At 66.9% G+C, this 18,262-nt stretch carries 18 protein-coding genes; 11 read left to right on the plus strand and 7 right to left on the minus strand.

Annotated elements, in window-relative coordinates; genetic code table 11:
* Window position 1: 1 nt before the first annotated feature.
* Together HLG70_RS21165 and HLG70_RS21170 are read right to left on the minus strand one after the other, a co-directional pair.
* Window positions 2–319, minus strand: a complete 318-nt coding sequence (locus HLG70_RS21165) for a hypothetical protein (protein WP_171666229.1) — start codon at window positions 317–319, stop codon at window positions 2–4.
* An 82-nt stretch (window positions 320–401) separates the two neighbouring features.
* Entirely contained in the window at window positions 402–749 is a 348-nt protein-coding gene (locus HLG70_RS21170) for a DUF1840 domain-containing protein (RefSeq protein ID WP_171666227.1), read from the minus strand.
* Window positions 750–1,124: 375 nt separating this feature from the next.
* Between HLG70_RS21170 and argS the strand changes: the two genes are divergently transcribed.
* The 5 genes from argS (at window position 1,125) to HLG70_RS21195 (ending at window position 6,576) form a co-directional block, all read left to right on the plus strand.
* Window positions 1,125–2,810 (plus strand): arginine--tRNA ligase, encoded by a 1,686-nt coding sequence (gene argS, locus HLG70_RS21175; RefSeq protein ID WP_171666225.1) that lies wholly within the window; start codon window positions 1,125–1,127, stop codon window positions 2,808–2,810.
* Window positions 2,811–2,819: 9 nt separating this feature from the next.
* The gene (locus tag HLG70_RS21180) at window positions 2,820–3,542 is read left to right on the plus strand and encodes an SPOR domain-containing protein (RefSeq protein ID WP_171666223.1); all 723 of its coding nucleotides are present in this window, start codon (window positions 2,820–2,822) and stop codon (window positions 3,540–3,542) included.
* Between the two features lie 79 nt (window positions 3,543–3,621).
* On the plus strand, window positions 3,622–4,254 hold the full coding sequence (locus tag HLG70_RS21185) for a thiol:disulfide interchange protein DsbA/DsbL (protein WP_171666221.1): 633 nt from the start codon (window positions 3,622–3,624) through the stop codon (window positions 4,252–4,254).
* Between the two features lie 154 nt (window positions 4,255–4,408).
* A complete protein-coding gene (locus HLG70_RS21190; RefSeq protein WP_171666219.1) occupies window positions 4,409–5,632 on the plus strand; it encodes an ABC transporter substrate-binding protein in 1,224 nt (407 codons plus the stop codon).
* The gene (locus tag HLG70_RS21195) at window positions 5,629–6,576 is read left to right on the plus strand and encodes an alpha/beta fold hydrolase (protein ID WP_171666218.1); all 948 of its coding nucleotides are present in this window, start codon (window positions 5,629–5,631) and stop codon (window positions 6,574–6,576) included. Before HLG70_RS21190 ends, HLG70_RS21195 begins: the two co-directional genes overlap by 4 nt.
* Window positions 6,577–6,595: 19 nt before the next feature.
* Here the strand turns inward: HLG70_RS21195 and metC are convergent, their stop codons facing one another.
* Both metC and HLG70_RS21205 read right to left on the minus strand, forming a co-directional pair.
* On the minus strand, window positions 6,596–7,789 hold the full coding sequence (metC, locus tag HLG70_RS21200) for a cystathionine beta-lyase (RefSeq protein ID WP_171666216.1): 1,194 nt from the start codon (window positions 7,787–7,789) through the stop codon (window positions 6,596–6,598).
* Between the two features lie 140 nt (window positions 7,790–7,929).
* The gene (locus HLG70_RS21205) at window positions 7,930–8,640 is read right to left on the minus strand and encodes a nitroreductase (protein ID WP_171666214.1); all 711 of its coding nucleotides are present in this window, start codon (window positions 8,638–8,640) and stop codon (window positions 7,930–7,932) included.
* Between the two features lie 91 nt (window positions 8,641–8,731).
* Here HLG70_RS21205 and HLG70_RS21210 point away from each other — a divergent pair, with 91 nt between their 5' ends.
* On the plus strand, window positions 8,732–9,358 hold the full coding sequence (locus HLG70_RS21210) for a LysE family translocator (RefSeq protein WP_171666212.1): 627 nt from the start codon (window positions 8,732–8,734) through the stop codon (window positions 9,356–9,358).
* A gap of 31 nt (window positions 9,359–9,389) precedes the next feature.
* Here the strand turns inward: HLG70_RS21210 and HLG70_RS21215 are convergent, their stop codons facing one another.
* Entirely contained in the window at window positions 9,390–10,457 is a 1,068-nt protein-coding gene (locus HLG70_RS21215) for an MBL fold metallo-hydrolase (RefSeq protein WP_171666209.1), read from the minus strand.
* 73 nt (window positions 10,458–10,530) lie between these two features.
* Here HLG70_RS21215 and HLG70_RS21220 point away from each other — a divergent pair, with 73 nt between their 5' ends.
* Window positions 10,531–10,911: a MerR family transcriptional regulator gene (locus tag HLG70_RS21220; RefSeq protein WP_171666207.1), complete on the plus strand. Its 381-nt coding sequence runs from the start codon at window positions 10,531–10,533 to the stop codon at window positions 10,909–10,911.
* A gap of 10 nt (window positions 10,912–10,921) precedes the next feature.
* Window positions 10,922–11,254 (plus strand): YnfA family protein, encoded by a 333-nt coding sequence (locus tag HLG70_RS21225; RefSeq protein ID WP_171666205.1) that lies wholly within the window; start codon window positions 10,922–10,924, stop codon window positions 11,252–11,254.
* A 78-nt stretch (window positions 11,255–11,332) separates the two neighbouring features.
* Here HLG70_RS21225 and HLG70_RS21230 read toward each other — a convergent pair whose 3' ends face one another.
* Window positions 11,333–12,304 carry a Bug family tripartite tricarboxylate transporter substrate binding protein gene (locus tag HLG70_RS21230; protein WP_171666202.1) on the minus strand — a complete coding sequence of 324 codons (972 nt, stop codon included), beginning with the start codon at window positions 12,302–12,304 and terminating at the stop codon, window positions 11,333–11,335.
* A gap of 59 nt (window positions 12,305–12,363) precedes the next feature.
* The gene (locus tag HLG70_RS21235; RefSeq protein ID WP_171666200.1) at window positions 12,364–13,539 is read right to left on the minus strand and encodes a M20 aminoacylase family protein; all 1,176 of its coding nucleotides are present in this window, start codon (window positions 13,537–13,539) and stop codon (window positions 12,364–12,366) included.
* Between the two features lie 246 nt (window positions 13,540–13,785).
* Here HLG70_RS21235 and HLG70_RS21240 point away from each other — a divergent pair, with 246 nt between their 5' ends.
* From HLG70_RS21240 to HLG70_RS21250, 3 genes are read left to right on the plus strand one after another with little or no spacing between them, the layout of a single operon-like run.
* Window positions 13,786–14,964 (plus strand): isovaleryl-CoA dehydrogenase, encoded by a 1,179-nt coding sequence (locus HLG70_RS21240; RefSeq protein ID WP_171666198.1) that lies wholly within the window; start codon window positions 13,786–13,788, stop codon window positions 14,962–14,964.
* Between the two features lie 23 nt (window positions 14,965–14,987).
* A complete protein-coding gene (gene aceK / locus HLG70_RS21245; RefSeq protein ID WP_171666196.1) occupies window positions 14,988–16,865 on the plus strand; it encodes a bifunctional isocitrate dehydrogenase kinase/phosphatase in 1,878 nt (625 codons plus the stop codon).
* 35 nt (window positions 16,866–16,900) lie between these two features.
* The gene (locus HLG70_RS21250; RefSeq protein ID WP_171666194.1) at window positions 16,901–18,082 is read left to right on the plus strand and encodes an acetyl-CoA C-acetyltransferase; all 1,182 of its coding nucleotides are present in this window, start codon (window positions 16,901–16,903) and stop codon (window positions 18,080–18,082) included.
* The last annotated feature ends 180 nt before the right edge of the window (window positions 18,083–18,262 follow it).

Here is an 18,262-nt window from a genome sequence, read left to right on the forward strand (position 1 = left end):
ATCAGTACCCCACGGTCAGACCCGGCAGGTCCACGGTGATGCGGGGACGCTCCAGCGCCAAGGCCAGGTTCTCGGCGAACTCGCCGGCTTCTTTTTCATCGGTGGACAGGGTGGCGTAGCCCAGCGCGTCGGCCACGCCCAGCACCTTGTCCAGCAGCAGGACCTTGCCGCTCGGGCGCAGCGGCTCGCAGCCCAGGGTTTCCCAGGCGCCGTCGAACCAGTCGCGCGCCTGGGCCTGGCGCTGCGGGGAGGGCTCGACGTCGGTCGAGAGATCCAGCGAATGCCGGGGGTCGAAAACAATGGTGATGTCGCTGCGCATGGGGGATGGCTCCTTCGGATGGCGTCAGGCAAGAAGGGTAGGCAAAAAACGCCGGACAGATTGTCCGCCCGGCGACAGTGGCCTACCAGCCCCGCGACACCTCCCAGGTGACTTCGGCGCCCGCGGCCTTGGACTGGCGCATCATGTCCAGCAGGGGAAAGGCGCGTTCCTTCAGTCCGACCATGCGCGCCATCGGGGAGGCCGGCGCCTTGTCGTCGTCGTCTTCCTCGCTGTCTTCATGGCCGTGCCGGTACTCGTCGATCGCGCGCTCGATGCCGCTGATGGCGGGTCCGAGCTGCTCCACGGTGAATACGCCGCGCTCCGGGATCTTGTCGCCCACGGGCTTGCCGGCCGCCTGCAGCAGCGCGCCGGCATGGTCGGTCAGCATCAGGACCTCGGCCACGACCTTGGAATGAAAAGTGATCAGCATGTTCCTGTCTCCCACATTGAATACCTTCATACACTACCCCAACGTCCCGGTGATGCCAACTGGCGCCTTGTGGAAGGTTCCACGGGCGGCTCCCCGCCTGGGAGCGACGACCTGCGGGCCGCGAAACGTCTGTAACGCGAAATTCCCGCCTGCCGGCCCGGCCCTCAAATCAACTATGATTCAGGGGATTCCCGTGACAGCAGGACCTGTGGCGGCCATGAATCCGGCACGGAGCGCGCCAGGCGCCCCCGGTCCGCGCCCGGCCCGGCCCGCGAACGCGGCTTCGGCTGGCGGGCGCGACGCGCGGATTGCCGGCCCGGCCGCAGCCCACTGATCGCCGCCTTCGTCACTCACTCAGAACATCTCCAGACGCCCATGCTCCTCGAGCAACAAAAACAGCTTATCTCCCTGATCCAGGCCGCCGTTGCGCAGAGCCTGCCCGACGCCCAGGCCAACGTCCTGCTGGAGCGCCCCAAGGTTGCCGCCCACGGCGACGTCGCCACCAACGTGGCCATGCAGCTGGCCAAGCCCGCCCGCCGCAACCCCCGCGAACTGGCCCAGGCCATCGTGGACGCCCTGATGGCGCATCCCGATGCCGCCCCGCTGGTCGAAAGCGCCGAAGTGGCCGGTCCCGGCTTCATCAACCTGCGCATCACCCCCGCCGCCCGCCAGGCCGTCATCGCGGCCGTGGCCGAGCAGGGCGCCGCATTCGGCCGCGCCCCCCGCAGCGGCGAGAAGATCCTGGTCGAGTTCGTGTCGGCCAACCCCACCGGCCCGCTGCACGTGGGCCATGCCCGCCAGGCCGCGCTGGGCGACGCCCTCTGCCGCCTGTACGACGCCAGCGGCTGGGACGTCACCCGCGAGTTCTACTACAACGACGCCGGCAACCAGATCCATAACCTGGCCATCAGCGTGCAGGCCCGCGCCCGCGGCCTGACGACCGAATCCCCCGATTGGCCCGCCGACGGCTACAAGGGCGACTACATCGCCGATATCGCCCGCGACTTCCAGGACGGCAAGACCATCCAGGCGTCCGATGGCGAACCCGTCACGGCCACCGGCAACATCGAAAGCCTGGACGACATCCGCGTCTTCGCCGTGGCCTACCTGCGCCGCGAGCAAGACCTGGACCTGCAGGCCTTCGGCCTGGCGTTCGACAATTACTATCTGGAAAGCTCGCTCTACACGTCCGGACGCGTGGAAGCGACGGTCAAGGCCCTGATCGCCGGCGGCCACACCTACGAGGAAGGCGGCGCGCTGTGGCTGCGCACCACCGAACTGGGCACGGGCGACGACAAAGACCGCGTCATGCGCAAGAGCGAAGGCGGCTACACCTACTTCGTGCCGGACGTGGCCTATCACAAGGCCAAATGGGAGCGCGGCTTCCATCGCGCCGTGAACATCCAGGGCAGCGACCACCACGGCACCGTGGCGCGCGTGCGCGCCGGCCTGCAGGCGCTGGAAGAAGGCATCCCCAAGGACTACCCGTCCTACGTGCTGCACAAGATGGTCAAGGTGATGCGAGGCGGCGAAGAGGTCAAGATCTCCAAGCGCGCCGGCAGCTACGTGACCATGCGCGACCTGATCGACTGGGTCGGCCGCGACGCGGTGCGCTACTTCCTGATCCAGCGCCGCGCCGACACGGAATTCGTGTTCGACGTGGACCTGGCGCTGTCCAAGAGCGACGAGAACCCCGTCTATTACATCCAGTACGCCCATGCGCGCATTTGCTCGGTGATCAATAACGCCGGCATGCCGGCCGCCGACGTGGCCCAGGCCGACGCCGCGCTCTTGACCGCCCCGACCGAATTCGCGCTGATGCAGCGCCTGGCCGAGTTCCCCCAGGTGGTGGCCCTGGCCTCCCAGGAACTGTCGCCGCACCACATCGCGTTCTGGCTGCGCGACTGCGCCTCGGACTTCCATGCCTGGTACAACGCCGAGCGCGTCCTGGTCGACGACACGGCCCTGAAGCTGGCCCGTCTGCGCCTGGCCGCCACCACGCGCCAGGTGCTGGCGAACGGCCTGGAGCTGATGGGCGTTTCCGCTCCCGAGCGGATGTAACATCCCTTCATGGCAACCAAGCGCAAACCTACCCGCCGCTCGTCCGGCGAAAGCGGCAGCACCCTGTACGGGGCGCTGGCCGGCCTGCTGATCGGGCTGATCGTCGCCGCCGCCGTCGCCTTTTACGTCACCAAGGCGCCCGTGCCGTTCGTGGACCGGGCCAGCCGCCAGGGCGACTCGGGCAAGCTGCCCGACCCCCGCCAGGCGCCCGACCCCAACGCCGGCCTGTACGGCCGCGACGGCGCGGCAGGCGCCCCGCCCACCGGCCCGACGGCCACCGCGCCAGCCCCGCTGCCTGGCGCGGGAGCCCCGGCCAAGGGCGGCGACGAAACGCCCGCCAAACTGGACGACCTGGGCGCGCTGATCGCCACCCTGCCGACTTCCAAGGCGCCCGCCGCCGCGCCAGCCCCGGCAGCGCCCAGCACCGCGCCCACGCCGATCGCCAAAGCGGCCCCGGCCGCCCCCGCCAAGCCGGCGCCAGCGACCACGTCCTCCGCGGCAACCGGCACGTATTACCTGCAGGCAGGCGCTTTCCGCGGCGAGAACGACGCGGAATCGCTGAAGGCCCGCATCATCCTGCTGGGCTTGCCCGTGGCCGTGCAGAAGGCGGACCTGAACGGCAAGCCCATCAACCGCGTCAGGGTGGGGCCGTTTGCCCGCCTGGACGACATGAACCGCGCCCGCGGCAGGCTGGGCGAGAACAAGATCGAAACCGCGGTGGTGCGCCAGTAGGGGTGCCCCGTGGTGGTTTTTGCATTGAACTAATCCGGCCCCGAGCCTGTCTGTAGCTTTTTATTCAGGAACCTCATCCATGCTGTCCCCCAAGCTTATTCGCATCCTGGCAGCCGCCGCGCTGACCGCAACGGCGTTCTTCAGCCCGGTCAGCCATGCTCAAGGCGCCCAGCAGTTCGTGCCCATCAATCCGCCGCTGCCGTCGGATACGCCGGGCAAGGTCGAAGTCCTGGAATTCTTTGCCTACACCTGCCCGCATTGCGCGTCCATGGAACCCATGGTTGAAGACTGGGCCAAGACCGCGCCTTCGGACGTGGTGCTCAAGCAGGTCCCGATCGCCTTCAACGCCGGCATGAAGCCGCTGCAACAGCTCTACTACACGCTGCTGGCCCTGGACCGCCCGGACCTGCACCCGAAGGTCTTCACCGCCATCCACGGCGAGCACAAGCGCCTGTTCGACAAGAAGGCGATGGGCGACTGGATCGCGACGCAAGGCGTGGACCGAGCCAAGTTCGACTCGGTATTCGATTCCTTCAGCGTGCAGGCGCAAGTCCAGCGCGCCAACCAGCTGGCCGACGCCTACCGCATCGAGGGCACGCCCTCGTTTGCCGTCGGCGGCAAGTTCATGACCTCGCCGGTCATGGCGGGCAACAGCTACGAAGGCGCCCTGAAGGAAGTGGATCGCCTGATCCCGATGGCGCGCAACAAGTAAACCGCGCCGTACCCCCGTTACCCGACGCCCCGAGCCTTACGGCCGGGGCGTCTTGTTTTGGGGGTGCTGTTTTAGGCGTGTTTTCAGGGGGGCCGCGCTACACTTTCGCCACAAGAATTCGCCGCATCGACGGCATCAAACGGGTGGAAGACAAATGAAAAAGCAATTCCTGCGCAGCCGCGCCGCGTTGAGCCTGGGCCTGGGCCTGTGTCTCGCGTCGGGCGCACCGCTGGCCCACGCCAGCGCGGCCGACGGCGTGAAGATCGGCGTGCTGACGGACATGGCCGGCGTCACCGCCGACGCCACCGGCAAGGGCTCCGTGGAAGCCGCCAGGCTGGCCATCGAGGAAATGGGCGGCACCTTGCTGGGCAAGCCCATCTCGCTGGTGTCGGGAGACCACCAGCATCGCCCCGATATCGGCAGCAGCATGGTCCGCAAGTGGTACGACACGGATGGCGTGGACGTGGTGGTGGACGTGCCCAACTCGTCGGTCGCGCTGGCGGTGCAGGGCATCGCGCGGGAAAAGAAGAAACTGGTGCTGTTCTCCAGTCCCGGCACGACCGCGCTGTCGCAGGCGCAATGCTCGCCGTATGGCGTGCAGTGGACCTACACGACCTATGCGCTGTCGCGCGGCACGGCAACCGCCGTGGTCAAGGAGGGCAACAAGCGCTGGTTCATCCTGGCGTCCGACTACGCCTTCGGCAAGCAGCTGGCCGCCGACACCGAGACCGTCGTGAAGGCGAACGGTGGCGAGGTCGTCGGCACCGTCTTCCATCCGCTGAATGCATCGGACTTTGCGTCCTTCCTGCTGCAGGCGCAGGGCTCCAAGGCGCAGATCATCGCCATCGCCAACGCGGGCGGCGACACCATATCGGCCATCAAGCAGGCGGCGGAGTTCGGCATCGGCGGCACGCAGCAGCTGGCGGCGATGCTGCTGCTGCTGACCGACGTGCACAGCCTGGGCCTGCAGGCCGCGCAAAAGACCTACCTGACCGTGCCGTCGTATTGGGACATGAATGACGGCACGCGCGCCTTCACCAAGAAGTTCGAAGCCCGCGTGGGCCGCCCGCCCACCTTCCTGCAGGCCGGCGTCTACAGCTCGGTGCGCCACTATCTGCAAGCGGTGAAGGCCGCCGGCACGGTGGACGCCGACGCGGTGATGGCCAAGATGAAGTCGCTGCCCATCGACGACCCCTTCAGCCTGAATGCGCATATCCGCGCCGACGGCCTGGTGGTGCGCGACATGATGCTGGCGCAGGTGAAGACGCCCGAGCAGTCCAAGGCGCCCTGGGATTACTACAACGTCGTGCGGACGATTCCTGGCGACACGCTGGCCTGGCCGCTGTCGGAAAGCCAATGCCCGATGGCCAGGCAATGAAGCAGGCACTGGCCCTGGCCGACTTCGGCAGCTTCTACGCGGGCGGCAGGCCGGTGCGCATCGACGGTCTGCCCACGCGCGACATCGCCTTCACCCAAAGCGCGTCGCTGGCCTATGACCCCAATGGCCTGTATCACTTCGAACAGGCCTACGCGCAGTACTTCATCCCGGCGCGGCTGGCGCATCCGCTGCCCGTCGTGCTGCTGCACGGCGGCGGCATGACGGGCGCGATGTGGGAGCAGACGCCGGACGGCCGGCCGGGCTGGGTGCAGCATTTCCTGCGCCAGGGGCACGCGGTGTATGTGGTGGACAATGTGGAGCGCGGGCGCGCCGGCTGGGCGCCGTTCGCGCAAGTCTGGCCGGAGCCGCCCATCATCCGCAATGCCGAGGAAAGCTGGTCGCTGTTTCGTTTCGGGCGCGCCGAGGATTTCGAGGCGCGGCGCGCGTTCGCGGGACAGCGCTTTCCGGTGGCCGCCTTCGACAGCTTCATCCGGCATGCTGTGCCGCGCTGGCTGGGCAACAACGACGCCGCCTTGCAGGGCTTCTGCGCCGTGCTGGACCGCGTCGGGCCCTGCCTGGTGCTGGCGCACAGCCATGGCGGCGAAGTCGCCTACCGCGCGCTGCATGCGCGGCCGGAGCTGGTGCGCGGCGTGATCGGCATCGAGCCGTCCGGATTTTCCAGCGAGGTCGTGGCGGCCAGCGTGGCCGACAAGCCGTTCCTGTTCGTTTACGGCGACTACCTGGACGCCACGCCGCTCTGGCGGAAACTGTGCGCCAGCGGCGCCGAATACGCCGGTGAGCTGGCGCGCCAGGGCGCTCGCGTGCAGACGTGGCGCCTGGCCGACATGGGCATCGCCGGCAATTCGCACATGCCCATGATGGACGACAACAGCGACGACATCGCCGCGCGCATCGGCGCGTGGATACGCGGCGCGGCGGCCTGACGGCGCCGCGCGCGCGTGGCTAGTCCTTGACGGCCGCGGCTTGCTCGAAGGCCTGCGTCAGGTCGGCGATGATGTCCTCGGGGGACTCCAGGCCGATGTGCAGGCGGACCAGCGCATTGTCGCCTTCGCCCCAGTAGCGATGCTTGGACAGGTCCTTGGGCGACACGAGCTGCACCAGACTTTCGTATCCGCCCCACGAGAAGCCGATGCCGAACAAGTTCAGCGCTTCCACGAACTGGCGCACCGCGGCGGGCGACAGGCGCAGTTCCACGGACAGCATGCCATTGGAGCCCGTGCAGTCGCGCTGCCACAAGGCATGGCCGGGATCCTCCGGCCATGCCGGGTGGAACAGGCGCACGGTCTCGGGGCGGCTCTTGAGGAACTCGCACACCTGCATGGCATGGCGCGCGTGCTGGGCCATGCGGATCGGCATGGTGCGCACGCCGCGCAACGCCAGCCAGGCATCGTCCGCGCTGATGGAGTAACCCATCGCGTACTGGGTGCGATTCAGCTTCTTGGCGATGTTCTCGTCGTTGGTGACCACGGCGCCCAGCATCAGGTCGGAGTGTCCGCCCACATACTTGGTGCCGGCGATGACGGACACCTGCGCGCCCAGCATCAGCGGCCGGTAGATATAGCCCGAGCCCCAGGTGTTGTCGGTGGCCAGCACCAGGCCGTGGCTTTGCGCGAAGGCGGCCATGGCGCCCATGTCCAGCATTTCGAACAGCAGGGAGCCGGGAGACTCCACGTACAGCAGCGTGGTGTTCGGGCGCACCAGCTCTTCAAGGTCTTCGCCGGCCGCGAAGTAGGTGATGTCGATGTTCAGGCGCTTCAGGACGGCGTCGTCCAGTTCGCGCATCGGGCCGTACACGCAGTCCGAGATCAGGGCGTGGTCGCCCGCCGAGCACAGGGCCAGCATGACCATCGTCATGGCCGACAGGCCCGAGGACGCCAGGTAGCAGTGCGTGCCCCCTTCCAGCTGCGTGAAGACTTCTTCCAGCGCCGCATGGGTGTCCATGCCCATGCGCCCGTACGTCGAGGCGCGGCCGCCGGCCGCCTTGCTGCGCTGCGCGTTTTCCAGGGCAGCGATGTTGGCGAAGCGCACCGTGCTGGCCCGCATGGGCGGCAGCGGCACCGGGGCCGTGCCGGTCTCGGGGTTGAACGGGGCGGTGCCTGCGTGCTGGAGGACCGTATCGATGTGTTTGGTAGGCATCTTGGAGGGGTGCGACAAAACCGGGGAACCTAAACCATATCAGGAGGCGGGGAGAATGTGTGGGGAAACCGCCCCCGGCGCGGCGCCCGCTTGCGCGGGCTTGTTGCCCCGGAGGACGCGCTTTTTCCCCGGGGCGGATCTCAACCTATCCAGCTGACCGTTTCCGGCAGGTCGGCCCGCCGGGTGCGGTAGCTGTTGGCGGGATGTGCCGCATCCGCGTAGCCGAAGGAAATGCCGCAGACCACGCGGCGGTCCGGCGCGATGCCCAGCACCTCGCGCAGCACTTCCGGATACATCGCCAGCGACGCCTGCGCCACGGTTGCCACGCCGTTGGCCTGGGCCGCCAGCAAGAAATTGGCGACATAGCCGCCGCAGTCCATGGCGCCGTATTCGCCCAACGCCTCGTCGGTCGTGACGATGGCGACGTGCGGCGCGTCGAACAGCGCGAAGTTGCGCATTTCCTGACGGCGGTAGGCCTCGCGGTCGCCGCGAGCCACGCCGACCGCGCCATAGAGCTGAAAGCCCGATTCGCGGCGGCGGGCCAGATAGTCGCCGCGGTACTCCCGCGGGAAGGGGAAGTCGGGTGTGAAGCCCGTGTGCTCCGCGCGGCGCTGCAGCGCGTCGGCCAGCCGCCGCGTGCCCGCGCCTTCGGTGATGGCCACCTGCCACGGCTGGCAGTTGCACCAGGACGCCGTGCGCTGGGCCAGGCTCAGGATGCGCTCGATGGTGTCGCGCGGCACCGGTTCGGGCAGAAAGGCGCGGCAACTGTGGCGCGCAAGCAGCCAGGCTTCAAGCGGGGCGTCGGCGCGTTCACGGGATGCCGGAGAGGGATGGGCAGCGGCGGTGGTCATGGTCGGTCTGTCTCCTGTTCTGGTCGGCTTTGCCTTTATGATGCCACTGTCCGGCCCGCTGGCGCCGGCCGATCCGTTACTGGCGAGACCCATGCTGCCCATCGACACCCTGATCGCATTCTTCGGCATTGCCGTGCTGCTGGCCCTGACTCCGGGGCCGGACAATATCTTCGTGCTGATGCAATCGGCCATCTGGGGCCGCAAGGCGGGCATGTTCGTGGTGCTGGGATTGTGCACGGGGCTGCTGGGACATACCGCCGCCGTGGCCGTGGGACTGGCCGCCGTCTTTGCGGCGTCGCCCATGGCCTTCACGGTGCTCAAGCTGGCGGGCGCGGCGTACCTGGCCTACCTGGCGTGGCAGATCCTGCGCGCGCCGGTAGAAGGCGACGCCGGCAAGCCCCCCGAGCCGATGCAGCCAGGCGCCCTGTACCGCCGCGGCATCGTGATGAACCTGACCAACCCCAAGGTACTGCTGTTCTTCTTTGCTTTCCTGCCCCAGTTCACCTCGCCCGGGCTGGGACCGGTGGGCTTGCAGACCATGCAGCTGGGCGCGGTGTTCATGGTGTCGACGCTGCTGGTGTTCGGCGCGATTGCGTTCTTCTCGGGCGCATTCGGTGAACTGCTGCAACGCTCGACGACCGCCAAGCGCTGGCTGAACCGGATCGCCGCGCTGGTGTTCGTGGGGCTGGCGCTGCGGCTGGCGACGGCGACCCGCTAGCAGGCCGCGCGGAGCCCGCCGCCGGCGCCGGTCAGGCGGCCTTGAACCGCACGATGCCGTCCGCGTCCTGGGCGCGTTTCAGCTTGCCCTCGAAGTATAGCGCGTGCAGGTGCGCCAGGGCCTCGCCCATGGCGAAGGTGAGCTGGTGCAGGTCCAGCTTGCGCTTGAACAGGACCGGCACGATGTCGGAGGTGGACTGCGGCTGGACCGCACAGGCTTCCAGCACTTCGGCAAGCCGGTCGCGGTGATGCTCGTGCTGCTGCGCGATGCGCTCATGCAGGCCCTTGAACGGACGGCCATGCGAGGGCAGCACCAGCGTGTCCTCCGGCAGGCCGTCGTAGCCGTCCAGCGAACGCAGGTACAAGGGCAGGGGATTGGCGTCGGGTTCGTAGTCGAACACGCTGACGTTGGTGGAAATGCGCGGCAGCACCATATCGCCGGAGATCACCACGCGCAGGTCGGGCGAGAACAGCGAAGCATGTTCCGGCGCGTGGCCGTAGCCCACGATGACGCGCCAGTCGCGCCCGCCGATGCGGACCTGGTCGCCGTCCATGATGCGGGTGTACCGCGGCGGCACCGCCGGCACGAGGTTGGGATAGTAATTGGCGCGCTGGCGGATCTGTTCCTGCGCTTGCGGATCGGTCAGGCCGTGACGGGCAAAATGCTCGACCGCCGCCTGCCCGCCGGGCCCCGCGCCGGCATCGTTGCGGCGCGACGACCAGAGCGACGCCACCATGAAGTCGGTCATCGTCATCCACAGCCGGGCGTTCCAGCGTTCGCACAGCCAATGGGCCAGGCCGATGTGGTCGGGGTGCATGTGGGTGACCAGCACGCGCAGCACGGGCAGGCCGTCCAGCTCGTTCTTGAACACGTCTTCCCACAGCGTCTTCACTTCGTCGCGCGAAATGCCGCAGTCGACGATGGTCCAGCCATCCTTGCCGTCGATCTTGTCCCGCAGCAGCCAGAGGTTGATATGATCCAGCGCGAACGGCAGCGGCATCCGGATCCATTTGACGCCCTCCGCCACGACATGCGCACGGCCGGCCTCGGGCTGGAAATCCGCCCAGGGATACTGCAGCTTTTGTTCGTTGGGGTTCATTGCCTCTCGCTCCACGCTTGACGATCAGGTCAAGTCATCATAATTTACGTTTACGTAAACTGCCACACCTCGCATGCCCTCGTCAACCTGGACCATCTCTGAACTCTCCCGCGAGTTCGACGTCACGCCCCGCACGATCCGCTTCTATGAAGACCAGGGTATCGTCAGCCCGGCGCGCGAGGGACGCAACCGGGTCTTCGGCCCGCGCGACCGCACGCGCCTGAAACTGGCCCTGCGCGGCAAACGGCTGGGGCTGCAACTGTCCGAAATCCTGACCCTGATCGACATGTACGACGGGCCCGGCGACACGGAGGTACAGCTGCGCCAGTATCTGGCCGTCCTGGAACAGCATCGCGCCACGCTGGAGCAGCAGCGCCGCGACATCGACGACACCTTGCAGGAAATCGCGCAGCAGGAACGGCAGTGCCGCGAATTGCTGGCGCAAAAGCCGTAGGCGCGCGCACATGGCCGCCCTGCAAACCCTCGCGCTCTTCATCCTGACCGCGCTGGCCGAAATCGTCGGCTGCTATCTGCCCTATCTGTGGCTGCGCAAAGGTCATTCCATCTGGCTGCTGGCGCCGGCCGCGCTCAGCCTGGCGCTGTTCGCGTGGCTGCTCACCCTGCATCCCACGGCGTCGGGCCGCGTCTATGCCGCGTACGGTGGCGTCTATATCGGCATGGCGCTGCTGTGGCTGTGGGCCGTGGATGGCATCCGCCCCAGCGCGAGCGACTGGATCGGCGTCGGCCTGTGCCTGGCCGGGATGCTGGTGATCATGTTCGGGCCGCGCAGCACGTAGGCCGCAAGGCGGTCGCGAGCATCCAGAAAAAAGCGCGCGTGCCCCGAAAGGCCGCGCGCTTTTGCCATGCGCTGTTGCTTACTCGGCCTTGATATTGCCTTCTTTAATGATGCGCGCGTTGTTCACGAACTCCGCCTGCACCTGCTTGGCAAAGGCCTCGCCCGAGGCCGTGCCCGGCTGCAGGTAGGACTTGGCCAGCAATTCCTGGAACTCGGCGCTGGCCACGGCCTTGGCCAAGGCGGCCTGCAAGGGCTGCGACACGGCCGGCGGCAGGTTGGCGGGCGCAAAGACGCCGAAGTTCGAGTAGTACTGCGCTTGCGGCAGCTTCAGCTCGGCCATCGTCGGCACGTCCGGCCAGGCGGCCAGGCGTTGCGGCGCCATCACGGCCAGCGGCTTCAAGGCGCCGTTGGCCACGTGCGGCAGCACGACGTCGCTATTGACCACCAGCAGCTCCACCACGCCGCCCAGGCCGTCGGTCAGCGCCTGGCTGTTGCCGCGGTAGGGCACATGCAGCATCTTGGTGTCCGTCTGCGTGGTCACCGCCGCCATGCCGATATGGGCCACGGTGCCCTGGCCCGGCGTGCCGTAGCGCACGCCATCCGGGTGCGACTTGGCGTAGTCGATCAGGCCTGCAAAATCCTTCACCGGCAGCGCCTTGGTCGCCACGATGGCAACCGGAGCCACGGCCACGCTGGCCACCGGCGTCAGGTCCTTCATCGGGTCGTAATTGGTCTTGGCCAGGTGCGGGAAGATCGTCAGCGGGCTGGTCGAGGCCAGCAGCAGCGTGGTGCCGTCCGGCTGCGCGCGCGCCACGAAGTCCGTGCCCACGGAGGCGCCGGCGCCGGGCTTGTTTTCAACGATGACGGTTACGTTGGCTTCCTTGCGCAACGCGTCGCCCAGGCGGCGCCCGATCGCATCGGCGCTACCGCCGGCGGTGTAGGGCACGACCACGGTGACAGGCTTGGCCGGCCAGCCTTGGGCCATTGCGCCGCTTGCCATGATTGCCAGGGCCGCCCCCGCGGCCTTGATCAGCAATGTCTTCTTTTTCATATCTTCCCAGTGATGTTGCATAGCACTACGTTGGATAAAGCGAACAGCGGTAAAGCACATCAGGCGAGGTAGCGTTGCGCCAGGCGAACCCAGTACGACGCGCCAGCCGGAATCAGAGAATCGTTGAAGTCATAGCTGGCGTTGTGCAGCATGCAGGGGCCCAGTCCGTGGCCCGCCATGCGGTGCTCGCCGTCGCCGTTGCCCAGGAACACGTAGCAGCCGGGCTTTTCCTGCAGCAGGAAGGCGAAGTCCTCCGACGCCATGGCCGGCTCGATCACCAGCGCGCGGTCCTCGCCCACGACATCGCGCATGACCTCCATGCAGAACTCGGTCTCGGCCACGGTATTGACCAGCGCCGGGTAGCGGCGCTCGAAGAACACGTCGGCCTCGCAGCCATGCGCGGCGGCGATGTTGCCGGCAATCTCCTTCATGCGGCGTTCTATCAGGTCGACCACGTCCGTGCTGTAGGCGCGAACCGAGCCGCCCAGCCACGCCGAGTTCGGAATGACGTTGATGACGCTGCCGCCGGCCTGCACCTGGGTGATCGACAGGACGGCGGCGTCCAGCGGACGCTTGCTGCGCGTCAGGATGGTCTGCAGCGACTGGCCGATGGCGAACAGGGCAGGCACCGGGTCGTTGCAGTCCTGGGGCGCGGCGGCGTGGCCGCCCTTGCCCTTGACGGTGATCTTGAAGCCGTTGGCGGCGGCCATCATGGGGCCGGAACAGACGCCGAACGAGCCGGCCGGCAGGCCCGGCCAGTTATGCATGCCGAACACGGCCTCGCAGGGGAAGCGGGTGAACAGACCATCCTGGATCATGGCGCGGCCGCCCGCGCCGCCTTCCTCGGCTGGCTGAAAGCACAGGTACACCGTGCCATCGAAGCCGCCCGCGGTCTGCAGGTGCTGCGCCGCGGCCAGCAGCATGGCGGTGTGCCCGTCATGGCCGCAGCCGTGCATCTTGCCGTCGTGGCGCGAGCGGTGGTCGAACTGGTTTTCTTCCTGCATGGGCAGGGCGTCCATATCGGCGCGCAACATGATGGCGCGGTCCGACGTGCCACGCCTGATCACGCCGACCACGCCGGTCTTGGCGATGCCGGTATGCGTCTCGATGCCCCAGCCGCGCAGCGTGTCCGCCACCACCTTGGCGGTGCGGTGCTCTTCATAGCAGAGCTCCGGGTGCATGTGGATGTCGCGCCGCAGCGCCACAATTTCGTCCAGATTGGATAGTTCGAGCACGGCAAACTCCATCGCAATGATTCAGGATTCAAAGATTGGCTGGGATATTACTCATGGCTACTCCCGGGGAAGATGACAATTTCCTAGGGATAACCCGACTCCAATTTACGTTTACGTAAACGTAATATTTGCGGTGCATCATTGCGCAGCGGTGGTTGATCGGCGCATCATGAGCCAACAGTGGCAGCATGGCGCGGATAACAGGCGCCCATAAGAATGTAAGTACCCACTATCACGGAGACATCGATGAATCTTCCCGGCCTGAACTTCGACCTGGGCGAAGACCTGGACATGCTGCGCGACGCCGTGCGCAATTTCGCACAGGCCGAGATCGCGCCGCGCGCCGCAGAAGTCGATCGCAGCGACCAGTTCCCCATGGACCTCTGGCGCAAATTCGGTGAGCTCGGCGTGCTGGGCATGACGGCCGACGAGGAATACGGCGGCGCCAACATGGGCTATCTGGCCCACATGATCGCGATGGAGGAAATCTCCCGCGCCAGCGCTTCCATCGGCCTCTCCTATGGCGCGCACTCCAACCTGTGCGTGAACCAGATCAACCGCAACGGCACGGCGGCCCAGAAGACCCGATACCTGCCCAAGCTGATTTCCGGCGAGCACGTGGGCGCATTGGCCATGAGCGAGCCCGGCGCCGGCTCCGACGTCGTCAGCATGAAGCTGCGCGCGGACAAAAAGGGCGACCGCTACGTGCTGAACGGCACCAAGATGTGGATCACCAACGGCCCGGACGCCGACACGCTGGTCGTCTACGCCAAGACCGATCCCGAAGCGCACCAGCGCGGCATCACGGCCTTCCTGGTGGAGAAGGGCTTCAAGGGCTTTTCGGTAGCGCAGAAGCTGGACAAGCTGGGCATGCGCGGCAGCCACACGGGCGAACTCGTGTTCCAGGACTGCGAAATCCCCGAGGAAAACGTGCTGGGCCAGGTCAATGGCGGCGTCAAGGTGCTGATGAGCGGCCTGGACTACGAACGCGCCGTGCTGTCCGGCGGCCCCCTGGGCATCATGCAGGCCGTGATGGACGTGGTCGTCCCCTATATCCATGACCGCAAGCAATTCGGCCAGGCGATCGGCGAATTCCAGCTGATCCAGGGCAAGGTCGCCGACCTGTACACCACCCTGCAGGCCAGCCGCGCCTTCTGCTACCAGGTGGGCAAGAACCTGGACAAGCTGGGCACGGACCACGTCCGGCAGGTGCGCAAGGACTGCGCCGCGCTGATCCTGTACACGGCCGAGAAAGCCACGTGGATGGCGGGCGAGGGCATCCAGATCCTGGGCGGCAACGGCTATATCAACGAATACCCCGTGGGCCGCCTGTGGCGCGACGCCAAACTGTACGAGATCGGCGCCGGCACCAGCGAGATCCGCCGCATGCTGATCGGCCGCGAACTCTTCAACGAAACCGCCTGATCAACGCCAGCAGCCGCGCCGCCATGATCCGCATGTCCGATGTCCAGCATATCGAGCAGGCTCCCGCGCCGGGACCCTCGCCGCTGGACGTCGCGCGGCTGATGCTGGCGGGCTTCGACCGGCACTACGCGCTGTTCCGCTACAGCGCGCAGCGCGCCAAGGCGCTGTTTGAGTCCGGCGACTGGCACGGCATCCAGCACCTGTCGCGCGAACGGATCGAGTACTACGACATGCGGGTGCGCGAATGCGCGGCCCAGCTCGAAAACGTGCTGCGCGGCCGGCCGGAAGGCGCGGTGGGCGGCAGCGCCACGAACGGCGCCGGCAACGGTGCCGCCGCACCGTCCCTGACCGACGCGCAGACCGCCTTCTGGCAGCAGATCAAGCAGGAATTCGTCGGCCTGCTGGGAGAGCACCGCCAGCCCGAATGCGCCGAGACCTTCTTCAACTCGGTGTCGTGCCGGCTGCTGCACCGCGACTATTTTCACAACGATTTTCTCTTCGTCCGGCCTGCCGTCGCCACCGACTACCTGGACAGCAGCGTGCCGTCGTACCGGGTGTACTACCCGGCGACGGACGGGCTGGAAAAAAGCCTGATACGGATGGTGGCCGACTTTGGCCTGGCGCTGCCCTTCGAGGACCTGCCCCGGGACACCCGGCTGCTGGCGCGCGCCGCGGTCTCGCAGCTGCGCACGCTCTTGCCGCGCCATGTGGGCCGGCGCATCGCCAGCGACTGCCAGATCCATGCGCTGGGCTCGCTGTTCTTTCGCAACAAGGGCGCGTACATCGTCGGCCGCCTGATCAACCAGACGACCGTCTACCCGTTTGCGGTGGCGCTGACGCGCAACCCGGCCGGACAGGTCGTGCTGGACGCGCTGCTGCTGGGCGCGGACGACCTGAGCACCCTGTTCAGCTTCACCCGCGCCTACTTCCTGGTGGACATGGAAACCCCGGCGGCGGTCGTGAACTTCCTGGCCAGCCTGCTGCCGCGCAAGCCCAAGGCCGAGCTCTACACCATGATCGGCCTGCAGAAGCAGGGCAAGACGCTGTTCTACCGCGATTTCCTGCACCACCTGGCGCATTCGCGCGATGCATTCGATATCGCGCCCGGCATCAAGGGCATGGTGATGTGCGTATTCACCCTGCCGTCCTATCCCTATGTGTTCAAGCTGATCAAGGACCACATCGACAAGGACGGCATGGACCACGCCACCGTGCGGCGCAAGTACCAGATGGTGAAGCTGCATGACCGCGTCGGCCGCATGGCCGACACCTGGGAGTACTCGCAGGTGGCGCTGCCGCGCGACCGCTTCGCCCCCGCGCTGCTGAACGAGCTGCGCCGGCTGGTGCCCAGCCTCATAGAGGAAACCGCCGACACGGTGGTCATCCGTCACGTCTACATCGAACGGCGGATGACGCCCCTGAACATCTATCTGCGCCATGCACCGGACACGCTGCTGGAGCCGGCCGTGCGCGAATACGGGGACGCCATCCGGCAGCTGGCCGCGGCCAATATCTTCCCCGGCGACATGCTTTACAAGAATTTCGGCGTCACGCGCCTGGGCCGGGTCGTCTTTTATGACTACGACGAAATCCAGCGCATGACCGAGATGAATTTCCGGCGCATTCCGCCGGCCCCGAACGAAGAAGCGGAAATGGCTTCAGAGCCCTGGTACGCCATTGGACCGAACGACGTATTTCCCGAAGAATTCGGCCGCTTCCTGCTGGGCGACGCGCGGGTGCGCGGCGCCTTCCTGCGCCATCATTCCGACTTGCTGGAACCGGATTGGTGGCAGGCCTGCCGCGCCCGTGTGGCGCAGGGCCGGATTGAAGAATTTTTCCCTTACGATACGGACAGACGCCTGCGTAAGGAACGCCCATCAAGCGGCAACGCGGTGTTGTAACCCAGACGCTGTCCCGACCCTCACAGGAGCTAGTCATGTCAGATCCCATCGTTATCGTTTCCGTCGCCCGCACGCCCATGGGCGGCATGCTAGGCAGCCTGTCCGGGCTGGCCGCGCACGAACTGGGCGCAGTGGCCATCAAGGCCGCCATCGAACGCGCCGGCATCAAGGCCGAGCAGGTCGACGAAGTCATCATGGGCAACGTGCTGCAGGCCGGCCAGGGCCAGGCGCCCGCGCGCCAGGCGGCGCTGGGCGCGGGCCTGCCGCTGGGCGTGGCTTGCACCACGATCCACAAGGTGTGCGGTTCGGGCCTGAAGGCCGCCATGTTCGGCCATGACCTGCTGATGGCCGGCAGCGCCAACGTCGTCGTCGCCGGCGGCCAGGAAAGCATGAGCAACGCGCCTTATCTGCTGCTCAAGGCCCGCCAGGGCTACCGCTTCGGTCACAACACCGTGTATGACCACATGGCGCTGGACGGCCTGGAAGACGCCTACGACAAAGGCAAAGCCATGGGCGTGTTCGCCGAAGACTGCGCCGCCAAGTATGAGTTCACCCGCGAACAGCAAGACGCCTTCTCGCTGGAATCGCTGCGCCGTGCGCGCGCCGCCACCGAAGACGGCAGCTTCAAGTGGGAAATCGCGCCCGTGACCGTGGCCGGCCGCAAGGGCGACACCGTGATCGACACCGACGAAGCCCCCACCAAGGCCATGCCGGAGAAGATCCCGTCGCTCAAGCCCGCGTTCAAGAAGGACGGCACCATCACCGCCGCCAACTCCTCGTCGATCTCCGACGGCGCCGCCGCCATGGTGCTGATGCGCGCCTCCACCGCCGAAAAGCTCGGCGTCAAGCCGCTGGCCCGCATCGTGGCGCACAGCCAGCATTCTCAGGAACCCGGCTGGTTCACCACCGCCCCCGTGGGCGCGCTGAAGAACCTGTTCGCCAAGACCGGCTGGAAGGCCGAGGACGTGGACCTGTACGAGATCAACGAAGCCTTCGCGGTGGTCACCATGGCCGCCATGACCGACTTCAAGCTGCCGCATGAAAAGGTCAACGTCAACGGCGGCGCCACCGCGCTGGGCCACCCGATCGGCGCATCCGGCGCCCGCCTGATGGCCACGCTGGTCGGCGCACTGCGCAAGACCGGTGGCAAGCGTGGCGTGGCCACCTTGTGCATCGGCGGCGGCGAAGCCGTCGCGATGGCCATCGAGATGGTCTAAGAAGCTGCTTGGGAGGCGGGCTTGCGCCCGTCTCCCAAGATGGATTCCGCTGCGCCTTTCCGGCATGGCATTACCGCGACGGGTCGGTCGCGAGCCATGCAGGAAAGGCGCAACGAAATCCATAACTCCATATCGACAAGAATGCCTGGCCCACCAGGCAGCGAGACAAACCGCTCTTCG

Source organism: Achromobacter deleyi (assembly GCF_013116765.2).
GTDB lineage: Bacteria > Pseudomonadota > Gammaproteobacteria > Burkholderiales > Burkholderiaceae_B > Achromobacter > Achromobacter deleyi_A.